The following is a 22,277-nucleotide window of genomic DNA, read 5'->3' as shown; positions in this document are numbered from 1 at the left end:
GACGAGACGCGCCCGGTCGGCCCTGAGGCCGCGACCGAGCGCGTCTTCGTTCATGTCTGCCCGCGGGGCAGACGGCTAGTTGAGCTTGCTGGAGGAGTCGTCCGCGAACTCGACTGCGCTCGCGCGGATCTGCGTCTTGAGCATGCGCAGGACCTGCTCCGCCGCGTGCTCCCCCGTCAGCGGGAAGCAGCCGCCAGGCTCGGCCGCCGACAGGGCACCAATGCCGTGAAGATAGGAGAGCACCGAGGTCGCGAGCTCCTCGGGGTCGCCGGCCACGAACACGCCGTCCTTGATGCCGCGCGCGATGACCTGGGCGTAGAGCGCCCGCATGGTCTCGAGCATGGCGTCCAGGCGAGCCCGGAAGGTCTCCTCTTGTACGGCCATGGCGACCAGGAGGTTGAAGAGCCGGACCTCGTCGGGCTCGTCCTCCATCGTCCTGAGGTGCACGCTCACCAGCCGCGCCAAGATGCGGTCGGCGGGCTGCTCACTCACTGGATCAAAGCCCCAGCGCTCCTCGACCAGGCGCGATTGCCGATCGAGGATGTCCTGGAAGATCTGTTCCTTGGCCCTATAGTGGAAGTAGACGCCGCCCTTGCTCAGGCCGGCCTCACGTGCGATATCCGCGAGTCGAGTGGCCTGGTAGCCTCGGCGAACGAAGCACCGGGTGGCAGCATCGCGGATCTGCTGCTTCCTCTGGTCGTCAGTGCGCTGTCTCGTCACTCGTCGTCCCCGGAGATTGAGGTTATCCAATTTTGTCGCTCATTTGAAGCTTAATTTAGCTCGCATGAATTAGTGCCCCCAATATGCCCTCTTTGCCTTTACACCAGTATTTGCACCGCGGGTGGAGCTCACATCCACGCCTGTAGATTAGCAACCTGCGCAGCGATCTGTCGTCGACACTGAAAGTCGCCATGCAGCGCAAGATCGCACTTCTCGCCACGAGCCTGTCTCTGACCTTGGCAGGTTGCTCCGTCTCCTTGGGCTCCGGAAGCTCGAGTTCGAGTTCTCCGAGCAAGCATCACCAGCCCCAGCCGGCCCCGGCGCCCGCCAAGAAGCCCAAGAAGGAGCCTGAGCCGGCCCCTCAACACCGTTCTGCCGCCAACCCGGAGCCGGCCCCCCAGAAGACTCAGGCCAAGCAGCCCGAGCACAAAAGTTCCAGTTCGAAACCCAAGACCGAAAAGTCCGGAAACGAACATTCCAAGACTGAGAAGTCTGGAAACCCACAGTCCGGAGGCAAGGGCTCAACGCCACAAAGCTCGAGTGGCAACAAAAAATCTGGCAGCGACAAGAAGAAGTCCGGCGGCGACAAGAAGTCCGGCGGCGACAAGAAGTCCGGCGGCGACAAGAAGTCCGGCGGCGACAAGAAGTCCGGCGGTGACAAGAAGTCCGGCGGTGACAAGAAGTCCGGCGGCGACAAGAAGTCCGGCGGCAGCCCGCACCGCTAGCGCGGCGAGCCGTTTGGAGGCGCGCCCTCAGGCGAGCGTCCAGCGTGAACGCGAGCGGGCCGGCGCACGAACGCGCCGACCCGCTCGAAGGCCCGGCCCGAAGGCCCAGGCGCCTACAGGATCACCTCGCGCGGTCGAGCAGCACCAGGAGCGCCGGGAGGACGACGACGCTGGCCAGCAGCGTGCAGCCGATGCCGATCACCATGGATCCGCCAAGGCGGACCATGCCTTGGTGCTGACCGACGAGCAGCCCCGCGAAGCCGACCATGGTCGTCAGCGAGGACAGGACGATGGCCCCGCCCGTCCCGCGGATGATCTCGTCGAGGCGCGCGCGGCCGTGGTGGCTGCGACTGTTGATCTCCCAGCGGTGCATCATGTGCACGCCGGCGTCGATGCCGATGCCGAGGATCAGCGGGATGACGACGATCGTCGCCACATTCAGGCGCATGCCGAGCAGCGTGAACACCCCGAACATCCACCCCATGCCCACGAGCACGGGGAAGAGCGCCAGCAGCGACTTGCGCAAGCTGGCGAAGTCGAGGAGCAGCAGCGCGAGCACCAGGCACAGCGAGAACAGCGAAGCGCGCTTGAAGCCGCTGACGATCATGTCGTTGTGCCGGTACAAGGAGATGCCCTGGCCGGCGGCGTTGGGGTCGACGGACTCGAGGTCCTCGGAGAACTGGCGCGCGCCCTCGATGCCGCCCTCCACCGAGGCGATCGCCCCGGTCGGGTAGGCGTAGACCGCGAGCCGCCCGCTGCCGTCGCGGGCGACGAAGCGCCGGGCGAAGCGCTCGGGGATGTCCTCCACGCTCCAGCCCCCGCGCGCGGCAACGGCCTTCGCGGTCGCCCACGCCGGCGCGAGCAGCCGCGCCATGTCCTCCTCGATCTTGTCGAGGGTCTCGGCCCCGCGCTCCGGCGGGACGCTCTCGAGGCGCGCGTGCAGGCCCTCGAAGGCCGCCTTGGCGTCGCGGATCTTGGCGAGCGAGTCGTCTTGCCCGGCCTGCTCGGCCGCGAAGGCGAGCTCGTCGAGGGCGTCGACCACCCCCTGCACGCGCTTGGCGAGGTCGGCGGGCTTGGGATCGCGGCCGGCGAGCTTCACCCAGTCGGGGTCGCGCTCGAGGCCGTCGAAGTCGGCGCGCAGCTTGGCGATGGCCGCGTCGTCGAGCGCCGGCAGCATGTCCGTGGGGCTGTCCACGCGCTCGACGCTGCCCAGGCCGCGCAGAGCCTCCGCGCGCTCGCGGGCCTCGTCGAGGTCGTCAGCCGTGACCCAGGCGAGCCACGGAGACATCGCGCCGTCCTGCTCGAGGGTGCTCAACGCCTCGGTCGACTCCCATGCCTTGGGCAGCATGTCGAGGTAGCGCGGATCGTAGTCGGGGATCCTGGCCACGCCGGCGAGGGCCAGGACCACGCCCGCCAGGAGGATCAAAAAGGGGCTCTTGCGAACGAGGCGCGGCACGAACTCGATGGCTGGCAGCGGCTTGGGCGGGAGCTCCTCGTTGTCGAGGTCGCCGCGGCCGAGGATCAGCGGCAGCAAGATCAGCGACGCGAGCAGCGAGACCATCAGCCCGATCGCCGTGATCACGCCCATCTGACCGTAGGAGGTGAACTCCGTGGTTGCGACGGTCAAGAAGGCCAAGGCCGTGGTCACGGCCCCGGTGACCACGCCGGGTCCAGCGAAGCGCAAGGCGGTGAACAGCGCCTCGCCGCGCCTCGCCCCGCGGCGCAGCTCCTCGTCGTAGCGCGCGAGCAGGTGGACCGCGAAGTCGATGCCCAGGCCCATGAGCACCGCCGCGAAGCTCGAGGTGATCGGGTCGAGGGCGCCGTAGAGCAGGTAGAGCGCGCCGAGGCTGATCACCGTGCCCACGCCGATCGAGAGCAGCGCGACCATGGCCCGCCGCCACGAGCGGAAGGCCCACATCAAGAGCACGAAGATGCCCAGGCCGGCGGCGGCGCTGGACATGGCCAGGCCGCGGGAGAGCACCTGCTGCTCGTCGACGGCGAGCAGCGGGATCCCGGTGAGCCTGATCTGCATCCCCTCGGGGAGCTCGAGGCCGTCACGGATCGCGCGCAGGCGATCCACGGCCGGCGCGTAGTCCTCGACCTCGTCGCCCGTGAACTCGGGGAAGACCGCGACCAGCAGGTGCTCACCGCTCTTGCTGACGAAGTAGCCGTCCTCGTCGAGGCCGCGAGCGCGCATGTCCTCGGGGCTCGGCAGGGGCGAGTCGCCCTCGCCGGCGAAGATCGCGAGCAGAGCCTCGGTGTCGGGCCCCTCCCCGACCCCCGCGTCCTCGGCCAGCTTGGCGTCGAGCGCCCGGGCGAGCGCGGCGAGCTTGACGAGCTGATCGTCGGACTGGCTGGGGTCGACCTCGACCTCCCCGTCGAGCACGCCGAGCATCTGGGCCTCGAGCATGGCGAAGATGCCCTCGAGGCCGCCCTCGATCGCCGACGGGAAGTCGGTCCCCGGCGGCAGGGAGCGGCGCAGCTCGGCGATCGCCCCGGGCTGCGAGACGAGCAGGACCTCGGGGACATCCTCGGCGCCGATGTGCCCGAGCACGCGCCCCTCGAAGAGAGGCTCGGACTCGAGCTCGTCGGTGAAGCGGTCGACCACCTCGCGGCGCTGCTCGACCGTCCCCCCCTCGACCAGGGCCACCGGCGAGTCCGGGAAGCCGAAGGCGTCGAAGAAGGCGATCATCCGGCTCTGGTACCAGTTGTCGGAGTCGACCAGGCCAAAGCGCGAGGTCGTGATCTTCAGCTGGGTGGCCAGCGCCGCCCCGGCCAGCGAGAGCACGAGCAGGACGGCGATCGTGATCGTGGGGAAGCGGACTCCCAGCGAGCCGAAGGCAACGAAAAATTTGTCCCTCCGACGATCGAGGCGTTCACGTCCGGGCATCGCGCCCTGTTAGCCGCAACCGACTGACAAATGCAAGCATGGAGGCCCTCAAAGCCTCCAGCGCATGCGCACCGTCACAAGCGAAAGAGCGCGCCCGCGCTCAGGAGCCGGTCTTGGCCGATCGCCGCTTGCGCCCCGACACCCGCTGAAGCGGTGCCGAGGGCAGCTCGAGTTCGGCCTCCTCGCGGGAGACGAGCTTGCGCCGCCCAGGCCCCTCGGCCTTGCGCGCCTTGCTCGTCTTGCGCTTCTTGCTCGTCTTCTTCTTCTTGGCCGGGGTCACCGACTCCGCCCTGGCCGGCTTGGCGGCCTTCGCAGGCTTGGTCGCGGGCGCCGACGCCTCGTTGAGCAGGCGCTTGAGATCGACGCTGGGCTTGAAGTCGAGGGTCTCGCAGGCCTCGATCTCCATGGGCTCGAGGGTCCGCGGGTTGACCCCGCGCCGACCGTTGCGTCGCTTCTTGGTGAACGTCCCGAACTTGGGGAAGGTGAAGCGGGGCGCGGCGCCGCTGCGGCCGACCTTCGCGCGGACGAAGTAAGCCGCGAGCTCGGCGAAGGCGATGTCCAGGACCGCGGCGATGACCTTCTTGGTGATCTCCGGAGGAAGATCCCGGTTACGAGAGATGCGATCGATCAGTTCGGCCTTCGTCATGGGAGCAAACGCAGGGGGGATCACCCCGCGCGGGCCGACCACTTTAGGAGTCAACGCCGATCGCAGTCAACCAACAGGCGAGCGCGACGAGGACACGAAGAAACTCGTGTAGCGCCGGCCTGCTCAGCGTCGAAGCAACGCGAGGGCGCGCTCGAGATCCGCGAGAACTTTTTCGTCTTCGGGGTTGATCCACGCCGGTCGATTTGATTGCGGCGGCGGCCCACCACCGCGATGACCCGGGTGCCCACGACGATCCTGACGCAGGACGTAGGATGGGTGGTAGGTGACCATCAAAGGGATCTCGGCCCCCGACTTGGGCTCACGGTATTGCTGCACCGATCGCCGCATCTCGTAGAGCTTGAGATCGCGCTGGAGCAGCAGGCAGCCCGCGTAGCGGCCGAGGGCGACGATCACCTTGGGCTCGATGGCGCGGATCTGGGCGTGGAGGAAAGGCGAGCAGCGCTCGATCTCCATGGGCTGGGGATCGCGGTTGCCCGGCGGCCGACACTTGAGCACGTTGGCGATGTAGACGTCCGCCCTGCGCAGACCCAGGAGGTCGAGCCAGGCGTCGAGGCGGCGCCCTGCCGGGCCGACGAAGGGCTCGCCGAGGCGGTCCTCTTCGCCCCCGGGGGCCTCGCCGATGAACATCAGGTCGGCCTCGGGGTTGCCGACGCCGAACACGATGTTGCGCCGCGTCCTGGCCAGGGGGCAGCGCTGGCAGTCTCCGACGTTGCGCTCGCGCAGGTAGGCGAGCTTCTTGGCCGCGGGCCAGTCGGCTGCGCGCGCACGCGCGGGCGCCTTGGCCTCGGTCGCGGGGTTGGGCGCAGAGTTCGGCGCGGGGGGGGCTTCTGCCCGAGCTGCCTGTGCCCGCGCCGCTTCGGCTCGCGCCGCTTCTGCCTGCGCTGCCTGTGCCCGCGCCGCTTCTGCCTGCGCTGCCTGTGCCCGCGCCGCTTCTGCCTGTGCCCGCGCCGCTTCTGCCTGCGCCGCCTCGGCTCGCTGCGCGCGTGCCCGCGCCGCCTCTTCGCGGTACGCCGCACCCGCGCCGTCGTCATCGGCCGCCGCGGCCCCTCCCTGCTCGGCGCCCCAGCTCGGCCCAGGCTCGGCGGCCTCTCCCCAGGGCTGCGCCCGCCCAGGCGCAGCCGCCCCCGGCTCGCCTGCGCCCGGGACCCCTACACCCCGATCGCCTTCACCCGGGTCATCGACGACCGACTCCCCTGCGCCCAGCTCATCCGCACCCGAGACATCCGCACCCGAGACATCCCCCTCGGCGCTCGGCGTGGGCCCCTCACCCACGAAGTGCACGCCACGATACTCGCGCAGGTGCTCGAGGTGGACCGCGAAGGCCCGAGCGAGCGCGGCGACTTCGGCGGGATCCGTCACGCGCCCTCCCCTTCTTGGGCCGCCGACCACCAGCGCGCGGCCAGGCCGTCGAGCATCCAGGCGGCGAGCTCGGCCTTGGGCCGCGAGGGCCCCGAGTCGAGCTCGCCCGGCCCGCCTGCCCCCGGCCCGCCTGCCCCCGGCCCGTCAGAAAAGATCAACAAGCCGGCGTTGGTCGGGCTGGCGAAGCCGCCCCCGGGGATCCCCACGCGGTTGACGAAGAGCGCGTCGCAGCCCTTGCGTGCGAGCTTGGCCCGGCCCAGCTCGCGCAGGCGGGCGCGCACGCGATCGGCCTCCGCGGCGCCTGCTCCAGGCTCGCCCTCGCCTGTCTCGCCCTCGCTCGTCTCCCCCTCGCTCGTCTCCCCCTCGCCCGGCCGCGAGGCGACGGTCTGCGCCCCAAAGCCGAGGATCCGCATACCCACGCCGCGCTCGCCCGCCTCTCGCTCGCGCACCAGCGTGGCCAGGATGTCGACCTCGGCCCGCCACTGCATGTCGGCGAAGCCAGCCAGGACGCGATCCTTGTCGACCTTCTCGGTGGCCGGGTCGGCGGGCACGAGGTCGGCGACGGCGGCGACCATGGCGAGCAGGTCGGCCCCCTCGTCCACGGCCTCGCGGCAGGCCGCCAGCATCTGCGCGCCCGTCTCGACGTCGACCCGGCGGACACCGGCTGGCGTCGCCAGGGCCACGGGGCCCGCGATGAGCACGACCTCGGCCCCGCGCGCCCGAGCGGCCGCGGCGAGGGCGAAGCCCATGGCCCCGGTGGACGCGTTGGAGATGAAGCGCACGGGATCCAAGAAGGCCCGCGTCGGCCCAGCCGTGACCACGACGCGGCGACCCGAGAGCGCCGAGCTCGTGACCGAAGCTGTGGCTGACCCAGCCTCGGGTCCACGCACCTGCGGGTGGACCTCGCCGTCGAGCGTCGCCCGGGCGGCCGCCGCCAGGATCGGTGGATCGAGCATGCGCCCCTCGCCGATCCAGCCACAGGCCAGCTCCCCACGATCGGGGCCCACGAAGCTCGAGCCGCGCGCCGCGAGCAGCTCGAGGTTGTGCCGCGTGGCCGGGTGACGCCACATGTTGGTGTTCATCGCCGGGGCCCACAGCAGCGCGGCTCGGGTCGCCAGGAGCACGCAGCTGGCCAGGTCGTTGGCCATGCCCGCGGCGGCGCGGGCCATGAGGTCGGCGGTCGCCGGCGCGATCAGGACCAGGTCCGGCCAGTCGGCGAGCTCGATGTGTCCGACCCCGCCGGTCTCCGCCCCGGCGTCGAGCAGGCTGCGCCGCACCGGCCGGCCGCTGACCGTGGCCAGGGAGAGCTCGGTGCAAAAGCCCAGGGCGGCCTCGGTGACCACGACCTGGACCTCGCAGCCCGCGGCGATCAACTTGCGCACGAGGTCCGGCGCCTTGTAGGCGGCGATGCCCCCCGCGACGATCAGCAGCACACGCGAGCGCCGCTGGCGAGCTGGTGGTTCGGCTGCCATGGGCTGCGAGTGTACTGCGCTTTTTCGTCGAACTTCGAGGCGCCCGAGCAGCGCGACCGGCCCAGTCTCAGGTCGGTCTCAGACCGCGCTCGGGCCAGGCCGCGCTCAGGACAGACTGGTGCTGCCGACGACCTCGATGCCGAAGCCCTCGAGACCGACGATCTTGCGCGGGTTGTCGGTCAACACGCGGATCTGGCGGACACCCATGTGCTTGAGCACCTGGGCCCCGAGCCCGAACTCGCGGAAGCCCGACTCCCGCGGGCGCAGGCCGGGGGCCGCGTCGGCCTCGCCGCGCTGACCCGTGAGCAGCAGCTCGTCTTGGATCTCGCCCGCGCCGTTGCCGAGCACGTAGAGCAGCACGCCCCGCCCAGCCTCGTCGATGCGCGCGAGGGCGCTGCGGATCCGGCTGGCCGAGTCGTCGCCGAAGCCGAACACGTCGCCGATCAGCGCGGCCCGCTGGGCCCGCAAGAGCACCGGCTCGTCGCCCTGGAGGTCGCCCTTGCTCAAGGTGACGAAGTGATTGATCGGGTGGACCAGCGAGCGGAAGCTGCGGATCGTCCACCCGTCGCCCTCGCCGACGCCGAGCACCGGCGAGACGAAGGGCACCGCGGCGATCTCTTCGATCAGCGACTCGCGGCGCAGGCGGTACTCGATCAGGTCGGCGATGCAGACGATCGGCAGCTGGTGCTCGCGGGCGAAGACCTCGAGGTCGTCCATGCGCGCCATCTCGCCGTCGTCGCGCATGATCTCGCAGATCACACCAGCGGCGGAGCAGCCGGCGAGGCGGGCGAGGTCCACGGATCCCTCGGTGTGACCCGAGCGGACCAGGACGCCGCCGGACTGGGCGCGCAGCGGGAAGATGTGCCCGGGGCTGACGATGTCGGCCGCGGTCGCGGTCTCGGACGCGGCCACGCGCACGGTCTGGGCGCGGTCGGCCGCGGAGATCCCCGTGGTCACGCCCTCGCGGGCCTCGATCGACACGGTGAAGGCCGTGCCCATGCTCCCGGGATCCGTGGGCACCATCATGCGCAGGCCCAGGGCCTCGACGCGATCGGGGGTGAGGGCCAGGCAGATCAGCCCGCGCCCGTGCTTGGTCATGAAGTTGATCGCGGCCGCGTCGCAGTGCTCGGCGGCGATGACGAGGTCGCCCTCGTTCTCACGATCCTCGTCGTCGACCATGACGACCATGCTTCCGCGGCGAATGGCCTCGATGGCCTGCTCGACCCGTTCGAAGTGTGCGTTGCTCACGACTGTGCTCCTGCTTGGTTCAAAGTTCCGCCCGGCAGCTCGCGCGCGCCGAGCAGGCGCTCGACGTAGCGCGCGAGCATGTCGACCTCGAGGTTGCACGCCGGCCCCCCGCTGCCGAGGTCGGGCTCGGGCGCGCTACCAATACTCTCGATCAGGCCGCCCAAGGTCGTGACCTCGAGGGTGTGGGGGATCAGCCCGACCATGAAGCCCTGCTCGTCGACGGTGTTGACCGTGAGGCTGACGCCGTCGATGCAGATCGAGCCCTTGACCGCCACGTAGCGGCGCAGCTCGGGGGGGACCCAAAACCAGCACTCGCGGGCGTCACCGCGGGCGCGGACGCCTCGGAGGTGACCGACGCCGTCGACGTGACCGCTGACGAGGTGCCCACCGAGGGCGTCGCCGAGGCGCAGCGAGGGCTCGAGGTTGACCGGGGCGCCGACCTCGAGGGCGCCCAAGGTGGTCTTGTCGAGGGTCTCGAAGGCGACGTCGACGGCGAAGTGCTCGGCGCTCGCGGCGGTAACCGTGAGGCACACGCCGCTGACGCAGACGCTCGCGCCGAGGCTGCGATCACCCTCGGCGAGGGTCGCGGCGATCTCGAGGCGCCGACCCTCTCGCTTGTCTTCGCGGGACCGGACGACGCCAGTGGCCTGGACCAAACCGGTGAACACGTCGGGGATATAGCACCTGGGCGTGCCCTGCCCTCGGCCCCCCACCTGGGCCGACTCACACGCGACGATCCTGCTCAGCCGGGGGCGTAGACCGTCAGCGTGTCCTCGCCCAGGCGCTGCTGCCGGAGCGCGCGCAGGCGCGGGGCCTCGGCGACCGTGGGCCAGGACAAGCCGGCGAAGCCCGGGCGACCCTCGCCGAGGATCAGCGGGGCGCGGTAGTGCCACAGCTCTTGCCAGGCGCCCGCGCGCACGAAGGAGCCCAGCAGCTGGCCGCCGCCCTCGACCATGATCGAGCGCAGCTCGCGGGCGCCGAGGCGCTCGACCGCGGCCTCGATGTCGATGCGCCCATCTGCGTCGGCGGGGAGCTCCAGGCCCTCGGCGCCGCTGCGCTCGAGGGCGAGCCGAGCGCGCTTGGAGGCCCGCGGTGTGTGCAAGAAGAGCACCCCAGCGCGCAGCAGGTTGAAGGGCCGCCCCGCGCTGGCGACCCGCAGGCGGCTGTCGAAGACCACTGGTAGGGGATCGCGGCCACGAGCCAGGCGCACGTCGAGGCGAGGATCGTCGGCGATCACCGTCTGCGCGCCCACGGCGACGGCGTGATGCAGCGCCCGCAGGCGGTGGGCGCTGCGACGCGCCGGCTCGCCGGTGATCCACTTGCTGTCCCCCGCCGCGGTGGCGATCCGCCCGTCGATGGAGGTGGCGAGCTTGAGGGTCACGAAGGGACGACCGGTGGCGACGTGGTGCAGGTAGTGGGCATGCAGCTCGCGGACCTGCTCCCCGAGCAGGCCGACCTCGACCTCGACGCCGGCCTTGCGAAGCCGCGCCACGCCGGCGCCAGCCACGTGCGGCGCCGGATCCTCGACCCCCACGAGCACCCTGCTGATGCCGGCCGCGAGGATCGCGTCGACACAAGGCGGCGTGCGCCCGCGGTGGCTGCACGGCTCGAGGGTCACGTAGAGGGTGGCCTCGCGCGCGCGGGTCCCCGCCTGGTTCAGCGCGCGGACCTCCGCGTGCGGCCCCCCAGTGACGTCCGAGCGCGCCTTGCCGACCACCTCGCCGCGCGAGACCACGACGGCCCCCACGCAGGGGTTTGGGTAGGTCGCGCCGGTCCCCGAGCGCGCCAGGCGGATGGCCTGACGCATGAACGCGCGGTCGCTAGCTTGCTTGGCGGATGCACTCATGGCGGCTCGCCCTCGCGTCAGTCGGCGCCCGTGGCCTTGGCGCTCGCGTCAGCGGCGGCTGCGTCCACCGCGGCCTCGTTCGCCACAGCCTCGTTCGCCGCCCCGGCAGCCTTGCCCCGCTTGCGCCGGCCGCCACGCCGCCGGCGCGGCTTCGTGTTCGCGGGCGCGTCCGTGCTCGCCTCTGCGGGCGCAGCCGCGGCCGCCTGCGCGCTCTGGGCGTCCAGGCTCGCCGCGCCCAGGGGCGTCGAGCGCAGCTCCCGGTTGTCGGGGAACAAGGTCCGCTGGCCCTCGATGTTCACGCGCTCGGCCTTTTGCATCTCGCGCAGCAGGTGTTCGAACTCGGCGATGCTCTCGAAGCTGCGGTAGACCGAGACGAAGCGGACGTAGGCGACCTGATCGAGGGCGTAGAGGTGGTGCATGATCCGCGCGCCGATCTCCTCGGAGTCGATCTCGCGCTCGCCACGGGTGGACGCCCAGGTCTCGATCTGCTGGACGATGCGATCGAGGGCGTCGGAGGACAGGCCGCGCTTGCGACAGGCGATCTCGAGGCCGCGGCGGATCTTGTTGCGATCGAAGGGCTGGCGCTCACCGTTGCGCTTGAGCACCATCGGCATCGTCTCGTCGATGCGCTCGCGGGTGGTGAAGCGGTGCCCGCAGTCGTTGCAAACACGGCGGCGGCGGACGCCGTCGCGACTCTCGCGCGAGTCGACGACCTTGGTGTTGCGTCCGCTGCAGACCGGGCACTCCACCGCCGGTCAGCTCCCTTGCTCGCCCCCGCCTGGGCCCGTTCCCGCGCTGGCGATCAGCTCGACCCGCCTGGCGTGGCGGCCAGCTTCGAATTCGGTGTCGATGAAGGCTCGCAGCAGCAGCTTGGCGAGCTCGGTGCCGAGCACCCGCTCGCCCAGACACAGCACGTTGGCGTCGTTGTGGGCGCGGATCATCTTGGCGCTGAAGGCATCGGCGACGACGCCAGCGCGGATCCCCGGGAGCTTGTTGGCGGTCATCGCCATGCCCTGCCCGGTCCCGCAGATCAGCAGACCAAAGACATCCTCGGCCCCGTCGCTGCGCGCCTCGACCACCCGCCGACAGACCTCGACGGCCACGTTGGGGTAGTCGGCCCGCTCATCGGTGGTCGCGGGGCCGCTGACGCTGAGCACCGGCTGCTCCCAGCCCTCGAGCGCCTCGATCAAGACCGCGCGCAGGGCGACGCCCCCGTGATCGCTGCCGACGTGAAAGCGCATCCTCGCCCTTTTACCCGATCTTCGCCGCGGGCGCAGGCCCGCGCGAACGCAAAAGTCCGCGGTCCAGCGCCCGCTGGGATCGCGCTCACCCGGCGTCGGGCCGCGAGAACACCAGGCAGGCGTTGGTCCCACCGAAGCCGAAGCTGTTCGACATCACATGCTCGACCTGAGCTTTGCGCGCCTCGTGGGGGACATAGTCGAGGTCGCAGGCCGGATCCGGATCGTCGAGGTTGATCGTCGGCGGGAGCACGCCACGATCGAGGGCCAGGCAGCACAGCCCGCTCTCGACGGAGCCGGCGGCGCCGAGCAGGTGCCCGTGCATCGACTTGGTCGAGGACACCGCGAGGGCGTCGGCGTGCTTGCCGAAGGCGCTGCGGATCGCGCCCGTCTCGACCGCGTCGGCCGCCGTCGAGGTCCCGTGGGCGTTGATGTAGCCGATCGCCTCGGGGGCCAGGCCGGCGTCCTGGAGAGCCAGGTGCATGCACGCCCGCGCGCCGGAGCCGTCGGGGCTGGGGGCGGTGACGTGGTGCGCGTCGGAGTTGGCGCCGTAGCCCGTCAGCACCGCGTAGATCTTGGCTCCGCGAGCCTTGGCGCGCTCGTACTCCTCGAGCACCAGCAGGCCGCAGCCCTCGCCCATCACGAAGCCGTCGCGGCTGGCCGTGAACGGCCGCGAGGCCTTGGTCGGCTCGTCGTTGCGGGTGCTCAGCGCCCGCGCGGCGCAAAAGCCCCCGACGCTCAGGGCGGTGATCGTGGACTCGGTCCCGCCGGCGATCATCACATCCGCGCGGCCGTAGCGGATCGCCAGGTAGGCCTCGCCCAGGGAGTGCGCCGCCGTCGAGCACGCGGACACGTGGCTCATCAGCGGGCCCTTGAAGCCGTGGAAGATCGAGATCTGCCCGCCGGCGAGGTTGATGATCAGCGCGGGGACGAAGTAAGGGCTGATGCCGTGGCGCCAGCCCTTGGCGCGCATCGTGTCGTGGGTCGTCTCGATGGTGTTGATGCCGCCGAGGCCGGCGCCCACATAGACGCCAGTGCGCTCCGCGGGGGGCTTGTCCTCGAGCATCCCCGCGTCCTCCAGAGCCATGTACGACGCCGCGACGGCGTACTGGATGAAGGGATCCATCTGCCGCGTGTACTTCTTGGAGAAGAACTTGGTCGGGTCGAAGCCCTCGACCTCGGCGGCGATTTGCGCGGGCAACTCGCTCGCGTCGAACTTGGTGATCGGCCCAACGCCGCTTCGGCCAGCGAGCACCGACGCCCAGGTCGACTCGGTGTCGAGGCCCAGGGGGGTGATCATGCCAATGCCGGTGACCGCTACTTTGCGCTCTGCCACTGTCGTCTCTCGCGAGCAAGGAGCCCTACGGAGCCCGGCGCCTGTCGGCGCGCGGGCCCGCATAGCTCAACCTTGGCTGTTCTTGATGTAGTTGACGGCGTCGCCGACGGTCTTGATGGCGTCGACCTGATCGTCGGGGATCTTGATCCCGAACTGCTCTTCCAGAGCCAGCACGAGCTCGACGATGGCGAGCGAGTCCGCGCCGAGGTCGTCGGTGAAGCTCTTCTCGGGAGAGACGTCGCTCTCATCGACGTCGAGCTGCTCGGCGATGATCGACTTGATCTTGCTGAGGATGTCTTCGGACATGGGTCTATCTGTTCTCGATTGGCTTTGCAGTTTGGGGAGGTTTACATGGCCAGGCCGCCGTTGACGCGGAGCACGTGCCCCGTGACGTAGGCGGCGGCCGGGGAGGCCAGGTAAGCGACGGCCTCGGCGACATCGGCGGCCTCGCCGATATGACCGAGGGGGATCTTGGCGAGCAGCTTGTCGCGGGCGTCACCTTGGAGGGCGGCGTCGGTCATGTCCGTGGCGATGAAGCCCGGCGTGACCGCGTTGACCGTGACCCCGCGGGTCGCGAGCTCCTGCGCGAGCGACTTGGTCAGCCCGAGCAGGCCGGCCTTCGAGCTCGCGTACATCGCCTGGCCGGGGTTCCCGGTCTCACCGACGACGCTGGAGACGTTGATGATGCGACCCTGGGCGCGGGCCTTGAGCAGGTGGCGCGCGGCGGCTCGGCAGCAGTTGAAGGCGCCCTCGAGGTTGACGGCGAGGATCCGCCGCAGGTCCTCGCCCTTGGCCCGGAGCAGCAGCGAGTCCACGGACATGCCGGCGTTGTTGACCAGCACGTGCAGGCCGCCGAGCTCGGCAACGACCGACTTGATCCCGGCGTCGACCGCCGCCTCGTCGGCGACGTCGAAGCCCATGGGGATGGCCTTGCCGCCGGCGGACGCGATCGCCTCGCAGACCTCGCGGGCGGCGTCCTCGTTGCGGGCGTAGTTGACGGCGATCGTGGCCCCGCGCGCAGCCAGGGTCGTGGCGATGGCGCGGCCGATGCCCCGCGAGGCGCCGGTGACCAGCGCGACGCGACCGTCGAGGCTCAAAGCTGGGGGCAGCTCCGTCATTGGTGGCGACGTGTATCGCAGCTCCACGGCCTTGTCACCAGCCGCGCGCTGGCGCTGGCGTGCGGCGAGAGGCGAGGCAATGCACCCCATCCGCACACCGTGAACGCTGCTGCCGAGCCATTGGCTGCGGCCCCTGGGCGAGCACTCGACACGACGTGCAAGGAGTTGCGCATCTCTACCCGTAGCTGCCGGGGATTGACCGCACGCATGCGTGACTTCGGTAACGGCAGCGTCAGCGCGCGCCGTAGATCTCGAGCAGCTTGTCGATGTCCTTGGGCTCGCCACAGGGCGAGACCTTGAAGCCGCGATCGATGCGGCGGACGAGGCCCTTGAGCACGGTGCCGTGGCCAAACTCGATGGCGTCGGCGCAGCCGAGCTCCACGGCCTTGCGCACGCAGGACAGCCAGCGAACCCGGCTGGTCACCTGACGCACGAGCAGGCCGCGGACGCGCTCGCGGTCGAAATTCGCGTCGGCCTCGACGTTGGAGATCACCGGCGCGCTCATCGGGTGGAAGTCGAGGCGCCCGAGCATCTCGTCGAGGGCCTCGGCCGCGGGCTGCATCAGCGGGCAGTGAAAGGGCGCGCTGACCTTGAGAGCCACGGCGCGGCCGTCGAGATCGTGGGCGAGATCCGAGACGCGCTCGACGGCCTCGGCGTGGCCGGCGACGACGATCTGCCGCTCACCATTGATGTTGGCCGGGCAGACCTGCTCGTCCTCGGTGCTGGCCTGCTCGCACAGCGTCTCGACGGTCGCCGGGTCGATGCCCATGATCGCGGCCATGGCCCCGACTCCAGGGGGCACGGCCTCCTGCATCGACAGGCCGCGCAGGCGAGCGAGGCGGACGCCGTTGCGGAAGCTGAAGCTGCCGACGGCCACGAGCGCCGAGATCTCGCCGAGGCTGTGGCCGAGGGCGACCCGCGGCTCCACGGGGCAGCGCGCCTCGAGCACGCGCAGCGCGGCCATCGAGGTCGTGAAGATCGCCGGCTGGGTGTTGGCCGTGAGCGCGAGCTCGTCTTCGGGGCCTTCGAAGCACAGCTTCGAGAACGGCTCGCCGAGGGCCTCGTCGGCCTCCTCGAAGACCTGCCTGGCCTCGTCGAATTGGTCGTAGAGGGCCTTGCCCATCCCCACTGCCTGGCTGCCCTGGCCGGGGAACATGAACGCGGTCGTCGTCTGCTCGTTCATCACGGGTTCGCTCACTGGTCTGGCGGTCTAACGTTGGACCCGAGCGTCGTCGAAGAGCCCCTGGTGATCGCCCAGGGCTCCGGCGAGGGCCTCGCCGAGCTTGCGATCGTCGGCTTGGCGCGCCATCAGCAAGGCGTTGACGAGCGCTCGTGGTCGAGACGCACCGTGGCAAATGATGAGCGTCCCGTCGACCCCGATCAGCGGCGCACCGCCAGTGGAACTAGGATCCACGCGCGCCTCCAGGGAGGACAGCGCGGACGCGATCGCAGGTGAGAGGGATTCACCGCGCAACTGCTCGCGCAGCATCGCCGACCAGCTGACCATGGCGCCCTCGCCGAGCTTGAGCAGCATGTTTCCAGTCCAGCCGTCGCAAACGGCCACGTCGCAGGTGTCGCCAAACACGGCCCCCGGCTCGACCAGCCCGACGTACTCGAAGGCCGCGCTCGGCCAGCGTTGGAGCAGCTCGTGGGTCTGCCGGGTCAGGGCCGTGCCTTTTCCCGGCTCGCTCCCGTTGCACAGCAGGCCGACCTTGGGCCGCTCGATCCCCGACGCGACCCTGGCGACGACCGCCCCCATCACGGCAAACTGCACCAGGTTGAGGGGACGACAGTCGACGTTGGCGCCGGCGTCGAGGACCAATGTGCGATCCGAGCTGCCCACTTGGGGTGCGGCGGCGTTCATGCTCAGGCTCACCCGGGGAAAAGCCGTGAGGATCGCGGGGCGATCGACTCCGGAGATCCGCCCGAGGCGAAAGAGCCCCGCGGCGAGGAGCGCGCCCGAGCTTCCTGCGGAGACGATCCCGGTGGTGGCGCCCGACGCGACGCGATCCACGGCGACGAGCATCGAAGACGCCGGCTTGGCGCGAACGGCCCGCGCGGGGCTCTCGTCCATGGTGATCTGATCCGGCGCGTGGACGATCGCCACGCGCTCGGCGAGCGCGGCCTCGAGCGCGGCGAGGCGGGCGTCATCGATGGCCGCGGGCTCGGCTTGGATCGGCCGATCCAGGCCCGACTCGAGCTCCAGGCCCGCAGCGCGAGCCCGCAGCACGCGAGCCAGGCCAGGTTCGAGCAGCGCCCGATCCCCGACGAGATCCAGGCTCAGGCCGGCCTCCGCGGCGAGGACCGCCGCGCGCAGCTCGACCTCCGGGCGGAGGTCGGTCCCAAAGGCGTCGAGGCTCAGGCGGGCGGGGCTCATACCCGACATCATGACCCGATGTCCGCGATGGGCACAGGCGCCCGGGCCCTACACGAGAGCCCGATCTCGGCCCGAAGAACCAATACAAATGGCCGCGCTCAACGGGATCCCCCGAACGCGGCCAGCTGGGCTCGCAGGCGAGCCGGTACCTAGTCCTGCTCGACCTCGACGACCTGGCGGCCCTTGTAGAACCCGCAGGCCGGGCACACGCGGTGGCTGAGCATCAGCTCCTCGCAGTTGGGGCAGGGCGAGAGCACCGGCGCGCTGCGGCGGTCGTGGTTGGCGCGACGCATGTCGCGTCGGGACTTGGACTTACGCTTCTTGGGGACGGCCATGGGGGCTCCTCGGGGGGCGGATTCTGAACGGTTAAGAGAAAAGATGGAAGAGCGCCGCTGCCTTTTGACAGCGAGGCAGCTCACGAAGTGGGTGGTTTCCCACCCAGCTTGGACAGGGCGCGCTTCCACGGAGTGTCAGCGCCTTCATCGTCGCGGCCGTCGAGGCGCTTGCCACAGCTGGGGCAGCGCTCGTCGTCGCTCTGCTCGCCCTGGCTGGTGCCAGCGGCGACGTTGAGGTTCGCGCCGCAGTGGACACACAGGCCGCGGCAGGCCTCGCCGCGCTCACACAGCGCGCGCATCGGGTAGGTCAGGAGCACCTGCTCGGCCAGCAGCGCGCGGAGATCCACGACGTGCCCCTGGTAGCCGATCTGATCGAGCTCCTCGCTCTCGAGGGGATCGATGTCGTCATCGTCCTCGCTGCCGCCCTCGACCTGGGCCCACACGCGCAGGCGCTCGGCCGGCACGTAGGTCACGCAGAGATCTCCGACCTCGGCGCCCACGTCGACCTTGGCCGGGTCGAGGCAGCGCGCGCAAGGCACGGTGTAGTCCAGCGCGACGCGCCCGCGGACGAGGACCGTGCGATCCGACTGGATGTCGATCTCCAGCCGCGCCGTCCCGGCCTCGCCCACGCTCGCGTCGGTCCCGGACAGGGCCTCGGCGATCCACGCAGGGCTGAGCTCCGCCTCGCGCTCGTGCCGGCCCTCTTCGAGCTGGTCGAGATCGAGGATCAGCGCGTCGTCGCTGGGGGCTTGCGCCTTGCCGAGGTCGTGCGAGTCGGACATTCGAAGGGGGCGGTCTAGTACAGCGCGGCAGAGGAGACAAGACGTCGACTCGAAGCCCTGCGCACGGAGGCGAGCGCACGAACTGGGGCCAACTCGCGGCCAATGCGCCCCGCCCGCCAGATCTGGCCCAAGCCGGTCGCTTCGCATACCCTCGCGCGACTTCGGCCGGCCAGCTGTCTACGCGCGCAAGCCAATCCGCCAGCGCCGGTCCGCCCTCCCCCTTCGATGAGCCTGCGCCCACGCATCCGCCCCCGCCGAGCCGCGGACCCGAGCCCCGATCCTCGCCGACAGGCCTGGCGTCCCCGTGCCCTCGCCTCGGCCCTCTCCCTGCTCGCGGCCGTGGGCCTGACGACCCTCGCCCCCAGCGAAGCCGATGCCGCCGGACCTGGCGGCGTCGATCTCGACGGCCGCACCTTGGGTCACGGCGGGAGCTCGCCCTTCGATCAGCTCGTCGCCCCCCTGGCCGGCCCCTCCCCTGTGCTCAGCGCCCCGCCTGGCGCAGGCGCGACCATCCCCACGCGCCCCGAGCCGACGCCCGGCGCCGCCGAGGGTGAGGGTGACGAAGAGGAGGTCGACGAGGACGACGCGCTGCTCGAGCAGCCGCGCGGCGACGCGGAGGACGAGGAGGACGCCCCCAAAATCGAGCTCGAGCTTCAGACGCCCGAGCTGCTCAGCAAGCGCACGATCCCGCCCTTTTGGCTGAAGCGCGACTACGACACCCACACCACGACGGCGCTGACCTTCCCGCCGCTCTACGTCCACCGCAAGCCCAAGCTCGACCACCCCGAGAAGCTCGCCCACTGGGACCTGAGCTTCACCATGGCCTACTACGCCAAGCGCAAGGGCAAGAAGCGGTGGATGAACCCGCTGGTGCTCTACTTTGGCGGGTTCTCCGAGCACAAGTCGGTGTGGGCGGCCATCCCCTTGCTGATGGGCTACCGCCGCGTCGGCGAGCAGTTCAACTTTGGCCAGTTCCCGCTCGTGTGGTGGTGGGGCAACAAGTACGTCAAGAACCTCTTCGTCTTCCCGCTGCACTTCCACAAGAAGGCCCCCGACCAGCTCTTTGGCGTCTCGGGCCTGCTCGCCTGGTACGGCAACCGCAACCTCGACGACGACAACGTCGACAACGATCGTCGCCACTTCGTGTTCGCGCCGGTCTACTTCCGCTTTCAGCGGGGGCTCAAGACCATCGACGCCAGCCCGCTCTACTTCGGCGGCAAGAACCTGGCCAAGGGCACCTCGCACCGCACCTTGCTGCCTTTCTTTCACTGGCAGAGCCGGGAGTTCGGCAACCGCAAGGAGCTGTGGACGATCCCCTGGGTGCAGCGCTCGGACGCGGCCCGCGGCAAGTCGGCGTGGGCGATCCCGCCGCTGCTGACCTTCCGCGATCGCAACCCCGAGCGCGACCTGATGTCGTTCACGCCGCTGGTCTGGCGCCACCGCGATCTGATCCGCGAGCGCACGACCTGGGTCGCGGGCATCGGCGGATCGATCAGCGATCCCGATCAGCACATCTCCTGGGGCGCCCCGCTGTGGTGGCGCTTCGCCGACCGGCGCAATGATTCCTCGCTGAGCATCCTCGCTCCCCTGGCCCTGTGGCGGCGCAGCCCCGAGCGCTTCGCCATGCACAGCCTGGCGTTCTCGTTTTGGCGCGAGCGCAGCGGAGGCGGAGGCGGCGGCTCGCTCCCGCTGCTGACCTGGGTGCACCACTCGCCTCTGCGCAGCCGCCAGTTCGTGCTCGGCGGGGTGTTTTGGCGGTTCAACAACCAAGATCCCCTGGCCACTGGCGCCGTCGATCCCGCGCACGCCCGCAGCGCCTGGGGCGTGGGGCCGCTGGTCTATCGCAGCAAGCTCGGCCAGGAGCGCGCGCGCTTCGGCGTCCCGCCGCTGCTGACCTTCGCGGGCCGCAACGGCAGCAAGCGCTACCAGGTCGTCACGCCGCTGTTCTGGCACGTGCGTGACCGCGACCCCGAGCACCAGCACGACTCCTGGGTGCTCGGCCCCTACTACTTCCAAAAGCGCGCGACCGGCTTCCGCACCGGCCTCCCGCCCCTCTTCGTCGCCGCCAACGACGAGCGCTACCGCTACGCGGTCATCCCCGGCCTGCTCTTTGGCCACGTCGAGGACAAGGTCGAGCAGACCGAGCGCACGATCTGGCCGCTCTTCGTGCGCACAAAAACGCCGACCAGCCGGGTGCTCGGCGCCGGGCTGATCGCCTGGGACGTGCGCCGCGATCTCCCGGCTCCTGGTGGAGTCGAGGGTGGAGTCGAGGGTGGAGTCGAGGGTGAAGCCGCGACGATCCGCCAGCGCGACTCGGTGCTCTTCCCGCTCTACTACCGGCGCCAGCGCGGCGAGCAGACCCTGCACATCACGCCCCTGGGCGGCGCCCTGCGTCGGCCCGATGGCACCACCTGGCTCGGCGCCCTCGCCTACGGCTTCGAGCGCGAGGACAAGCGCGGCGGCGGCCTGCTGCCGATCATCCACCACGAGCGCCGCTTCACCGACGGCCAGCAGACCGGCGCGACCACCTCCGTGTTCCCGCTCTTCTTGCGCGACCGTCGACCCGAGCGCGACCTCGACGTGTGGACCCCGCTGGTCTGGCGGTCCTCGATCCGCGGGGAGCGGCCGCGCAACAACCTGGCGGTCGTGCCCTTCTACTTTGGCCAGCGCCAAAAAGACGGCGTCGACGTCGACGCCAGCTTCTTCATGTTCTGGTCCCGCGACCGGATCCGCCAGACCCACACCCTGGTCGCCGGGCCCTTCTACCACCGGCTGACCCGCGAGAAGCTGATCACCGGCTTCGGCCCGCTGAGCTACTGGGAGGACTCGCCCAAGCGCCGGCTGCTCGTCGTCCCGCCGCTGATCGTCAGCCTCGAGAACAAGCTCAAGCGCGAGCGCACGACCGTGGCCCTGCCGGTGTGGTTCGACCGCGTGCAGGCCAACGGGCGCCGGGTGTGGATGGCCTTCCCCTTCGTCGTCGGCACCCACGGCAAGAACGACTTCACCAAGGCCGGCGTCGCCTTCCCGCTGTTCTACGACATCCACCGGCTGCACAAGAACTACCGGTTCACCGGCGTCGTCCCGCTGCTCTTCCGCTACCAAAAGGGCGGCTTCCAAAAGGACGACGACCCCGCCGATCGCTACACCCTGTGGGGCAGCTTCCCGCTGTTCTTCTACGGCAAGGACGGCAAGGGCCGGCGGACCCACTCGGCGCTGGCGCTGTACTGGGCCGAGCGCAGCCCCGAGGGCTTCAAGTTCTTCACGCTGCTCGGCGGCGCGGCGCAAAAGCCCGGCAAGGAGCTGACCTGGTACGCGCCGCTGATCTACCGCAAGGTGACCAACGAGCAGCACACCACCTTCGCGTGGCCGATCTTCGCCTACCACAAGGGCTACCGGAAGGATGCCCAGGGCAAGCCCTACAAGGACATCAGCACGACCTGGGTCCTGCCCCCGCTCTACATCGGGCGGCACAACGAAGATCGCAGCTGGTGGCAGTCGACCCTGCTCGTGTGGCAGTTCAAGCGTCCGCACAAGGTCAGCACCGCCGTGGTGCCGCCGATCTTCTTCCTGCAAGACAGCTACAAGCAGCGCCGCCTGCACTGGCTGCTGCCGCTCTACGTCCGCGACAACAACATCGGCAAGGGCGAGGCCTGGACGGCGGTCATCCCCGGGCTCTTCGTCCGCCACCACAACGAGCGTCACGACAACGCGGTCCAGTTCCCGCTGCTGTGGCACTTCAACAACGAAAAGCGCCGCGTCTCGATCGGCGCCTTCCTCTGGTACGACGTCCGCGTGGCTCGCAAGCAGACCTCGACCCAGGTCGTGCCTGCGCTCTACGTCCGCCGCGACACCCCCGAGAAGCACACCCAGGTGATCGGCCCCGGCCTCGCCACCTGGACGCGCGAGGGCGAGGGGCAGCCGCCCGCGCTACACTGGCGCGCGCTCTTTTGGCTGATCGGCGGCGGCAACGAGGACGGCAAGCGCTACATGTGGCTGTTCGGCGCCAAGATCGAGCTCGAGCCCAAGGCCCTCGAGCCCCGCAAGCAGCGTCGTCGCAAGCGTCGCGTCAAGAGCCAAGGCGAGGACGAGGCCGCGCGCAACGAGGCCATCGAGGCCCGCTACCTCGAGCTGTGACCGGCAGCCTTGCCGGCTGACGCGGGGCAC

At 70.3% G+C, this 22,277-nt stretch carries 19 protein-coding genes; 2 read left to right on the top strand and 17 right to left on the bottom strand.

The annotated features are described in order from the left end of the window. Positions 1–75: 75 nt before the first annotated feature. Positions 76–720, bottom strand: coding sequence for a TetR/AcrR family transcriptional regulator (locus G6O69_RS27710; RefSeq protein WP_172306489.1), 645 nt, complete (start codon positions 718–720; stop codon positions 76–78). 191 nt (positions 721–911) lie between these two features. On the opposite strand from G6O69_RS27710, the gene G6O69_RS27705 reads away from it, so the two are divergent. Continuing rightward, entirely contained in the window at positions 912–1,445 is a 534-nt protein-coding gene (locus G6O69_RS27705) for a hypothetical protein (RefSeq protein ID WP_172306488.1), read from the top strand. Positions 1,446–1,566: 121 nt separating this feature from the next. On the opposite strand, the gene G6O69_RS27700 is transcribed toward G6O69_RS27705, so the two are convergent. The 16 genes from G6O69_RS27700 to G6O69_RS27625 form a co-directional block, all read right to left on the bottom strand. Then, positions 1,567–4,335, bottom strand: a complete 2,769-nt coding sequence (locus G6O69_RS27700; RefSeq protein ID WP_172306487.1) for an MMPL family transporter — start codon at positions 4,333–4,335, stop codon at positions 1,567–1,569. Positions 4,336–4,435: 100 nt separating this feature from the next. Continuing rightward, positions 4,436–4,981, bottom strand: a complete 546-nt coding sequence (locus G6O69_RS27695) for an HU family DNA-binding protein (protein WP_172306486.1) — start codon at positions 4,979–4,981, stop codon at positions 4,436–4,438. 123 nt (positions 4,982–5,104) lie between these two features. Then, complete coding sequence (locus G6O69_RS42395) at positions 5,105–6,361, bottom strand: uracil-DNA glycosylase (protein WP_346017092.1); 1,257 nt, start codon at positions 6,359–6,361, stop codon at positions 5,105–5,107. Further along, on the bottom strand, positions 6,358–7,833 hold the full coding sequence (coaBC, locus tag G6O69_RS27685; RefSeq protein ID WP_172306485.1) for a bifunctional phosphopantothenoylcysteine decarboxylase/phosphopantothenate--cysteine ligase CoaBC: 1,476 nt from the start codon (positions 7,831–7,833) through the stop codon (positions 6,358–6,360). Before coaBC ends, G6O69_RS42395 begins: the two co-directional genes overlap by 4 nt. A 105-nt stretch (positions 7,834–7,938) precedes the next feature. Then, positions 7,939–9,081: a 3,4-dihydroxy-2-butanone-4-phosphate synthase gene (gene ribB, locus G6O69_RS42390; protein WP_172306484.1), complete on the bottom strand. Its 1,143-nt coding sequence runs from the start codon at positions 9,079–9,081 to the stop codon at positions 7,939–7,941. Continuing rightward, on the bottom strand, positions 9,078–9,749 hold the full coding sequence (locus tag G6O69_RS27675) for a riboflavin synthase (RefSeq protein WP_172306483.1): 672 nt from the start codon (positions 9,747–9,749) through the stop codon (positions 9,078–9,080). Before G6O69_RS27675 ends, ribB begins: the two co-directional genes overlap by 4 nt. 74 nt (positions 9,750–9,823) lie before the next feature. Next, positions 9,824–10,927 (bottom strand): bifunctional diaminohydroxyphosphoribosylaminopyrimidine deaminase/5-amino-6-(5-phosphoribosylamino)uracil reductase RibD, encoded by a 1,104-nt coding sequence (gene ribD / locus G6O69_RS27670; RefSeq protein ID WP_172306482.1) that lies wholly within the window; start codon positions 10,925–10,927, stop codon positions 9,824–9,826. Positions 10,928–10,944: 17 nt separating this feature from the next. Beyond that, the gene (gene nrdR, locus G6O69_RS39450; protein WP_346017091.1) at positions 10,945–11,676 is read right to left on the bottom strand and encodes a transcriptional regulator NrdR; all 732 of its coding nucleotides are present in this window, start codon (positions 11,674–11,676) and stop codon (positions 10,945–10,947) included. A 6-nt stretch (positions 11,677–11,682) separates the two neighbouring features. Next, on the bottom strand, positions 11,683–12,168 hold the full coding sequence (gene rpiB / locus G6O69_RS27660; RefSeq protein ID WP_172306481.1) for a ribose 5-phosphate isomerase B: 486 nt from the start codon (positions 12,166–12,168) through the stop codon (positions 11,683–11,685). Between the two features lie 85 nt (positions 12,169–12,253). Beyond that, positions 12,254–13,501: a beta-ketoacyl-ACP synthase II gene (fabF, locus tag G6O69_RS27655; RefSeq protein ID WP_172306480.1), complete on the bottom strand. Its 1,248-nt coding sequence runs from the start codon at positions 13,499–13,501 to the stop codon at positions 12,254–12,256. 66 nt (positions 13,502–13,567) lie between these two features. Continuing rightward, the gene (locus G6O69_RS27650; protein ID WP_172306479.1) at positions 13,568–13,807 is read right to left on the bottom strand and encodes an acyl carrier protein; all 240 of its coding nucleotides are present in this window, start codon (positions 13,805–13,807) and stop codon (positions 13,568–13,570) included. 41 nt (positions 13,808–13,848) lie between these two features. Further along, positions 13,849–14,619: a 3-oxoacyl-ACP reductase family protein gene (locus G6O69_RS27645; RefSeq protein WP_172306478.1), complete on the bottom strand. Its 771-nt coding sequence runs from the start codon at positions 14,617–14,619 to the stop codon at positions 13,849–13,851. A 232-nt stretch (positions 14,620–14,851) separates the two neighbouring features. Continuing rightward, positions 14,852–15,817, bottom strand: coding sequence for an ACP S-malonyltransferase (gene fabD, locus G6O69_RS27640; protein ID WP_346017090.1), 966 nt, complete (start codon positions 15,815–15,817; stop codon positions 14,852–14,854). A 12-nt stretch (positions 15,818–15,829) separates the two neighbouring features. Further along, positions 15,830–16,996, bottom strand: coding sequence for a phosphate acyltransferase (locus G6O69_RS27635; protein ID WP_172306476.1), 1,167 nt, complete (start codon positions 16,994–16,996; stop codon positions 15,830–15,832). A gap of 149 nt (positions 16,997–17,145) precedes the next feature. After that, the gene (rpmF, locus tag G6O69_RS27630) at positions 17,146–17,331 is read right to left on the bottom strand and encodes a 50S ribosomal protein L32 (RefSeq protein WP_172306475.1); all 186 of its coding nucleotides are present in this window, start codon (positions 17,329–17,331) and stop codon (positions 17,146–17,148) included. A gap of 80 nt (positions 17,332–17,411) precedes the next feature. Beyond that, a complete protein-coding gene (locus G6O69_RS27625) occupies positions 17,412–18,113 on the bottom strand; it encodes a DUF177 domain-containing protein (protein ID WP_172306474.1) in 702 nt (233 codons plus the stop codon). Between the two features lie 225 nt (positions 18,114–18,338). On the opposite strand from G6O69_RS27625, the gene G6O69_RS27620 reads away from it, so the two are divergent. After that, on the top strand, positions 18,339–22,247 hold the full coding sequence (locus G6O69_RS27620; RefSeq protein WP_172306473.1) for a hypothetical protein: 3,909 nt from the start codon (positions 18,339–18,341) through the stop codon (positions 22,245–22,247). The last annotated feature ends 30 nt before the right edge of the window (positions 22,248–22,277 follow it).

Source organism: Pseudenhygromyxa sp. WMMC2535 (genome assembly GCF_011083025.2).
Note: the sequence above shows the minus strand (reverse complement) of the source record. Positions and strands in the feature narration are given on the sequence as shown.